Origin of the sequence: Sulfitobacter sp. HI0040, from assembly GCF_001634885.1 — a bacterium.
GTDB lineage: Bacteria > Pseudomonadota > Alphaproteobacteria > Rhodobacterales > Rhodobacteraceae > Sulfitobacter.
Genome location: NZ_LWEX01000082.1, coordinates 1 through 1,781, shown reverse-complemented (window position 1 = coordinate 1,781; position 1,781 = coordinate 1). Strand labels below are relative to the sequence as shown.

Annotated in this window: 2 protein-coding genes and 1 other RNA gene; all 3 read right to left on the bottom strand. The window is 66.1% G+C overall.

Translation table 11 applies throughout. The features are described 5' to 3' along the window. The coding region (locus A3728_RS06705; protein WP_067921414.1) for a VIT1/CCC1 transporter family protein at window positions 1–589 on the bottom strand (589 nt) is incomplete at its 3' end. Window positions 590–940: 351 nt separating this feature from the next. After that, a complete protein-coding gene (gene rpmG / locus A3728_RS06700) occupies window positions 941–1,108 on the bottom strand; it encodes a 50S ribosomal protein L33 (RefSeq protein ID WP_007119221.1) in 168 nt (55 codons plus the stop codon). Window positions 1,109–1,230: 122 nt separating this feature from the next. After that, window positions 1,231–1,630: RNase P RNA component class A (rnpB, locus tag A3728_RS06695), an RNA gene on the bottom strand. Window positions 1,631–1,781 lie beyond the last annotated feature (151 nt).

The following is a 1,781-nucleotide window of genomic DNA, read 5'->3' as shown; positions in this document are numbered from 1 at the left end:
CGCCCAGTTTCGCGCTACACGCCCCGAGGAGCGCGAGCGCCAGCACCGCCACGCCGGCGATGCCCCCCCAGGTGAAACCAGCGGGCGCAAGTGCCGCGCCCAGCAGTGGCAGGCCGCCCCCCACCGCGAAAGCCAGCGCGGATGCCCCCGCAGCAAGCGCCGGGTTGGCCTGACCGGCAAGCCCGAACATCCCCAGCTCTTCCCGCGCATGGGCACCAAGCGCATCGTGGTCTGTCATCTGGGCGGCGACTTCCAGCGCCAGATCGCTGGTCACGCCCCTGTTCTCCAACCCTTCGGCAAGTTCGCTCAATTCGTAATCGGGGTCCTCCGCCAGCGCGACGCGTTCGCGTTCGAGGTCTGCGGCCTCCACATCCGACTGGGTGGAGACGGACACATATTCGCCCGCCGCCATGGAGAATGCCCCCGCCGTCAGCCCCGCCAGCCCGGTCAGCAATATGTTGCCCGGCCCCATCCCGGCAGAGGTGACGCCCACCAGCAGGCTCGCCATCGACACGATGCCGTCATTCGCGCCGAGCACGGCGGCGCGCAGCCAGCCGCTGCGGTTGATGTAATGGCCTTCCTTGGGCATGGAGCGTCCCTGTCCGTATCCGGCGCTGCATACTGCGAAGCCATGCAGGGCCGCAAGCGGCGGTCAGTAGGGTTCGGACCCGATCCCGGTGAAACCGATACCCTTCTGGGGCGGCGGGCCGATGGGCGTACAGGCAACCAGACCCGTCAGAAACAGGCAGATAAGCAATCGCAGATCAAACATGGGTCCCCCCGATCCTGCATCCACTATCGCCTGCGCCCTGTTTTGGCGCAAGGTGGCGTTGCAAACCCGCGTCACGCCCCCGGTGCCGATCAAACCCGCATCGCTTTCAACGAACGAAAAAAGCCGCGCGAAGGCGCGGCTTTCCGGTCTGACGGCAGAGGGGCAGGATTACTTGATCTTGCCTTCCTTGTACTCGACGTGCTTGCGCGCGACCGGGTCGTATTTCTTGATGACCATCTTTTCGGTCATGGTCCGGGCGTTCTTCTTGGTGACGTAGAAATGGCCTGTGCCCGCGGACGAGTTCAGACGGATCTTGATCGTGGTTGGCTTCGCCATGAGTCTTCTCCTGCTGCACCGGCCTTTGCCGCGGTGCGTGAATCCTGAATTTCGGGTTCTAGCCAGACCCGCGCCCGAGTCAACCGCAAATTCCCCCAGCCCTCCCCGGCGGGGGAAGGTAAATGCGCGGAAGGCCTGTAAGCCGGATTCTGTCCAGGGGTTGCCCCCTTGGATGACCATTCCTCTGACCGCATCGTTGCCGATACGGCTACAGCTGCCAACCCGGACCTGCTGGGGCGGAAGTGGCCCCGCCCGTTTCCGGGCACGCGGTCCCTATTTGGCATTGCTCCCGGTGGGGCTTGCCGTGCCGCCCCTGTTGCCAGCGGCGCGGTGGGCTCTTACCCCACCGTTTCACCCTTACCCCGTGTGTTGCCGGCAAACCGGCACCGCCCGGGGCGGTCTGTTTTCTGTGGCGCTGTCCGTCGGGTTACCCCGCCCGGGCGTTACCCGGCACCGTTCCTTCCCGGAGTCCGGACTTTCCTCGACAGGGGCAGGCCCCGCCGCGGTCATCCAGCCTTCCGCGCCCGCATGCCCTAGCGGGCGGGGCGGTGCGGCGTCAATCGCTTTCGACCCCTGCGGTTTCAATGCCGTGATGCAGATCGAAATCCGCCGCGACCAACGGCCCGCTGCGCCATGGGGCAAACCGCAGCCGCGTCGTGGCGAGCAAGGTCTC